This is a genomic window from Candidatus Borrarchaeum sp. (assembly GCF_019058535.1).
Classification (GTDB): Archaea; Asgardarchaeota; Sifarchaeia; order Borrarchaeales; family Borrarchaeaceae; genus Borrarchaeum; species Borrarchaeum weybense.
On record NZ_JAHPYX010000075.1, the window covers coordinates 1 to 5,382 of the forward strand.

At 37.1% G+C, this 5,382-nt stretch carries 5 protein-coding genes; 2 read left to right on the top strand and 3 right to left on the bottom strand.

The window, feature by feature from the left end; genetic code table 11:
- The 3 genes from QVB70_RS04205 to QVB70_RS04215 form a co-directional block, all read right to left on the bottom strand.
- Window positions 1–663, bottom strand: a 663-nt coding sequence (locus tag QVB70_RS04205) for a polysaccharide deacetylase family protein (RefSeq protein ID WP_287583709.1), incomplete at its 3' end; no start/stop codon positions are given.
- Between the two features lie 233 nt (window positions 664–896).
- Window positions 897–2,801: an ATP-binding protein gene (locus QVB70_RS04210; RefSeq protein ID WP_287583712.1), complete on the bottom strand. Its 1,905-nt coding sequence runs from the start codon at window positions 2,799–2,801 to the stop codon at window positions 897–899.
- Between the two features lie 305 nt (window positions 2,802–3,106).
- On the bottom strand, window positions 3,107–3,730 hold the full coding sequence (locus QVB70_RS04215; RefSeq protein WP_287583715.1) for a hypothetical protein: 624 nt from the start codon (window positions 3,728–3,730) through the stop codon (window positions 3,107–3,109).
- 134 nt (window positions 3,731–3,864) lie between these two features.
- On the opposite strand from QVB70_RS04215, the gene QVB70_RS04220 reads away from it, so the two are divergent.
- Window positions 3,865–4,704, top strand: coding sequence for a D-aminoacyl-tRNA deacylase (locus tag QVB70_RS04220; RefSeq protein WP_287583717.1), 840 nt, complete (start codon window positions 3,865–3,867; stop codon window positions 4,702–4,704).
- 95 nt (window positions 4,705–4,799) lie between these two features.
- On the top strand, window positions 4,800–5,382 hold a 583-nt coding region (locus QVB70_RS04225; protein ID WP_287583719.1), incomplete at its 3' end, for a hypothetical protein.

A 5,382-nucleotide genomic window follows, 5' to 3' on the forward strand; every position in this document is an offset into this window, starting at 1 on the left:
AGTATATCCTGTCTTTTCCATGGCCAGCAGAGTGTCATTGTTAAAGGTGAAGCACGGTGGTACCATAACCGATACCTCCACACCCAGAACGTGCCTTAGCCGCTCTCTAGCGAGCTGTAGTAGTCTCGTCTGCTCATCCACATCATAGTCAGTGAGTATTTCATGCTTCCATCCGTGGGCAGTTAGTTCAGATCCTTGCGTGATAGCCGCGGAAACCAGTTCAACCAACTCGGTATCCTCTCCGAAACTTTTCGGTATTACAGCTAGAGACATAGGTAAATTCATTGCCAAATTGTATTTTATCAGGGTTATCTGTGCATCTCGCCAGGCGCAGTCCTGAATATCATCGATGCGTATAACGATCATGGGGCGTTCGTCAATGGGAAATTCAGAATCCGTCTTATTGCTGCATTCTTGTATATCTGAGTGGAGTTGGAAGGCTCTCATAGCAGTTGTTCCTGCTAAGGCGATCATACATATTAATACCTTGGCGAATAGAATTTTATTGCACTTCACTCCCATATCCTTTTCCCCCATCCTCTTAATGCAGAAAACCACACTTGATTTGGCATATAAAAGAATTGTGGATCTGGAGAAACACCCACTTAATTGTAAAACTTGAATCTTCCTGATAAATTCCTTAATAGGACTTGTTATCTCCAAAAGTCTTTTGTCCAATATTTCGTAAGAATATATTATTTTATTTTCATATAATTTGTAAAGTCATCAATATGAACCTTTCGAGTGTTATAATTATAAGTTATCCGATATCTTGAACGGGTTTTAGCCACCCCATCCCAAAAAATGCGATTCTACTGGCTAAATTAGTTTTACGTAGATTCTACCTGAAAATAGGTTTTTCCAAAGTGTTTCAGGTAGAATAAAAGTGATAAGTATCAGTATTTCAAAAATGGACGACCCAAAAGAATGTATTCTATGAAATTAGCTCGTTTAGCGCTCTTTATTATTTTCTCGAATTTCTTACGAACGCGATTTTCATCAACGTTTAATTCAGACACGTCTATTTCGTCTAGAACGTTTTTAAGAAGTTTTTCGAAATCATAGACAAGTTTCTCGCCTTCTAAATGAGCTAAACCTGTTTTAAGGGCGGTCTTCACTTCTAAATAATACCACTCACGAGCAATTGGGTACTTCAACTGTCCCTTTTTTACTAAATCTCTTAAGAAATCCAAGCCAAATTCTGTATGTCCTATTTCTTCTAAACGTGCAACTAATGCAGCGATGACATCCTCATTTGAAGAGGGTGTTTTAACTCCAACAATGCGTGGACGTTTTAGTGCAGTTTCTAATTCTTTTTCACTCATTTTCGGTGTTGGTAGTTCATCCAAAATGTCATCTTCTTTGTTTATCTCTTTGTCCTTAATTTTATCTTTTGGTTTCATACCCACTGGTGTTTCAATTTCGGTTTTTGGTTCAATTGTTTCGGTTGGGGGTTGAACTTCTTCAGGTTTCACTTCGGGGACTTTGGTGACTTCGGGAGTCGACTCTTCGATAATTCCTGCTGAGATAAGTGCTTCTTTCAGTTTTCTTACATCATTTTCTGTTAATGTTTCATGTTCTGTAAGTAACCAGCGCGTTTTAAAAAATTGAATATCCTTTTTCAAGTCTGGGGACACAAGTACAAAATTACCTGCTTCGAGCCGTGGTAATTTATTGATGATTTTTGCTGCTCGGGTTTCACCGGCACCTGCAGTCACGATGTGTTCAATGGCTTCACGAGATTGACGGGCGGTAATTCTTCCTATCGCAAAAGTGTTCATCTGCTCAAAAGCTTTGTAGTCCACGTCCTTAGGGCTTTGGGTCGCAATAATGCAGATAACTCCATATTTGCGTGCCTGACGAAATATAAGTTTCAACCCTTCCTTTGGACCAGGTTTCACTGTCCCTGAAGGACAAAAAGGAGCAATCTCGTCAATGAAGAAAATCAATCGTGGTTTTTTGGAGGAGCCTTGGTTTATCATCCAATCATACAAGCGGTTCACTAATATCGAAATGAAAAAATGCCTTTCTTCATCTGTTGTGAGGGTTTTGAGAAAGAAAACATTGATAGGTGTACGCCCTTTTTCTTTCTTTATTAACTTCGTGATATTTAGTCTCTCTCCTAATTCAAAAAGCAATTCTGACGTCCCAATTGTTAAACTTCTAATGGATTGACTTAGTCGTTCTCTTTCAGCATCTTTTAGATACTTTCCATAGTCGACTGAATTTAATGGATCTTCTACAAGAAGATCTGCTAAATGTTTCAAATCTTTAATTTCTTTATCTTTTTGCCAGTAGTTTTTCATAAGTTCGTAAATCACCGCAAATGCTTTTGATTCATAGCTGCTCGGCAGCCCAGTTACCTTTATTAGAACCCTTACCAGTGTACGGCTGGAATTGTCGAGTAACCTGATAGCATCTTCATGTTCTGCCTTCACATCAGGAAATACTATGGGATCTATACAGATTGGAAGACCCTTTGTTGAAGCAGGAGTAAATATTTTTACATAAACTTTGTCCTTATATTCTCTAAGCATTTTTAATGGAAGTCCATGTTCTTCTATGACTTTTGGATCGGCAAGCTTAATCAACGAAGCAATATCACCTTGAGGGTCCAAGGCAATTATTGGGATTCCTTCTTTAGCTGCTTCTTCAATAATAATTTTTGCTAAAACGGTCTTACCAGACCCTGTCGATCCAAAAGCTGCCATATGTCTAACTAAAATTTTGGCAGGTATTTCCAAATGCTTTTCTGTAGGATTTCCATCCTTATCTACTTCATAACCTATAAATAGTGACATTTTTTACCACATTAGAGAGCTAAACGAATACCGATTGAATCATGAAAAATCACTCACGATCTCAAATAAAGCTTTTCACAAAGTTTTAAAAATCTCTTATAAAATCGACGAAAACTCAATAATCAATGCAAACACTAATTTATTTTAACTTTACAGTTTAAGGACAAATCTAAACCCTATTAGCGTCTATTCTATGTGTGAGTGGACAAAGAACAGCAAGTCGGCAATGATAGATTTAACTATAGTAGTAAAAGTAAAATAGAAAGAAAAAAAGAATTCGGGAGCACCCCTTGCAGGGTGCACGTCTAACTCGGTACTTCTTCATATCGACCGCGAAGTACAACGCCTAGGAGTATGAGTAGCCCAGCTGAAATGGCTCCTAATACCCACGCCGACGTATTAAAGCCGGCAGCTATGTACAAACTGTTGAAGCCAGCGAGTATCAAGCTTAAGAACACACCTAAAATCAACGAGAACAAGATAAATCTAGCAGTTGTTTCTTTAGAAACTTCTCGTCCCTTGCCTTGTAAAACATCTACGATGAACCCGAGTTGGCTTAATCCCCACAGAAATATAAATGCCACAAAAATCACTGTCGCATAGTTGAACATCGCTTGTGTCATTTCTGCTTGACTAGTTCCAGGCCATACAGGCAACATTCCTAGACTGTAGAAGTATCCCGCACCTAAGATTGCTGCAATTACGAACAAAAAGGCAAAAATGTTTCCAAATAGCAAATCGTCAGGGTGCACGTAGCCTACTCTTCCTTTCTCCTTGAAGAAAGTATTGATGATTGCTACGAACAACACTATCGCAAGAAATACAAATGTGACATAGTATACAGTTAAGCTCTGAAGCCAAAGACTAAAGACTAATACAGCGCCTCCTATCCCAGACGCCATAGCACCGAAGAAAATCAATCTAACCACATAATGACCTCCAAAATTACCCTAATATCTATTCATATTATATATTATTTGTATTTAATAGGCGACAAAATTACTTAAAAAACCTTGCTTTTGACAATAAAACAATTTTGAAAGATAATAAACAAGGTGCAAATATGCCAATTATTGTAACTTCATCTGCCTCAATCGCTGGTAGAACGCTTCATACGCAATTCATTGAACATTATTCTTTTGAGAAAACAGGAGAGTATTTCGAAAATAATCCAATATACGAGTACCAAACTCAAGATAGATTGATAAAACTCTTAATAACGAGCAGGAAAATTATTGAAGCTGACCACCTGAACGAATTTACTACAGATTTGTTTATTTTCGCCAGTAAACATGAATCTGCAGCTAAAGTACCTGCACTTTTAACGCATTCTACCGGTAATTGGACTATGGAAGCTAAATTTGGTGGTCATCCTAATGAACTTGGTATTGCACCCGCCTTTGCGATTAAAGAAGCATTACTTGAACTTCATAATCAGAAGACTCGATTAGATCTAGAACAATATGATGTATCTTTGGAAGTTAGTCATCATGGCCCTACTAATTTGAATGCCCCAATTGTTTTTATTGAAGTTGGAAGCACTCCTGATCAATGGAGTGATAAAAAAGCAGCAGAAGCAGTAGTTAATGCGGCAATGCGTGTTGCTTCTACAAAAAAAAGATACAAAACAGTTATAGGCATCGGAGGCGGGCATTATGCACCGGAATTTAATCATCTACTTTTGAAAACAGAATATGCAATATCTCACATAGCGCCAAAGTATGTTTTAGATACAATTAGCGAAAGCATGATTAAACAAGCAATCGAGCGATCCTTTGAAAAAATTGAATTATGTGTGTTGGATTGGAAAGGTATGAAAAGCCATCATAAAGAAGTGCTTCTCCAGATCCTTGAGGAATTGCATTTACCTTTTACAAAAGTTCGTAAACTGTTGCGAGCTTAACGTAATGGATTTTGTGTGATATTCTAAATATAACAAAATTTTTTAAAACTTTATTACAGTCGAAGGTTTGATCTAAAATTAAGTCTGTGAAAGAGATGAATTTCGCAATTGATGGCAAAAAACCGTTAGAAATCATAATTCAATTTACCAGAAGAAAATATGTCATTGTGTTTCTGTTCAATTTTTTGTTGCGGTTGATTATCAAACTTCCAATATATGTAATGGCTTCTCTTGTCTATGATGAAAGTTTTTCCATGATCGACCGTTTTGCGGATATAGCAATGACTTGGTACGTTGGTATGCCGTTAAAAGATTCACGGCAATTCATCTTTATGCCATTTTTAATACAAGTATTTTCCTTGAACTTTCTCATCAGTCCGTACCTTACATGGTTAGTAATTGACATTACTGGATATTCAGTCGGATTTGCTGTTATTTTTCATTTGCTTGATAAGCGAATGGAAACATGGAATATTAAAAAACCGAAAAACTTACTCGAACTCTACATCGTTTCTAATCTTTTATTCCCTGTGTCTTATCTAAAATGGAATCAGGCATTTGGACTTTTGTTGATGCTCGTTTCTCTCACCATATATTTCATTTTTGAAGATAATCTGCATTTCTCACTAGTTTTTGCTGTTTTAACTTCATTAACACACATACTCGGATGGGTTGTCG

Excerpts from the sequence above, each read along its gene's own strand:
- QVB70_RS04210 (WP_287583712.1), bottom strand. The coding sequence starts at position 2,801 with ATGTCACTATTTATAGGTTATGAAGTAGATAAGGATGGAAATCCTACA.
- QVB70_RS04220 (WP_287583717.1), top strand. The coding sequence starts at position 3,865 with ATGCCAATTATTGTAACTTCATCTGCCTCAATCGCTGGTAGAACGCTT.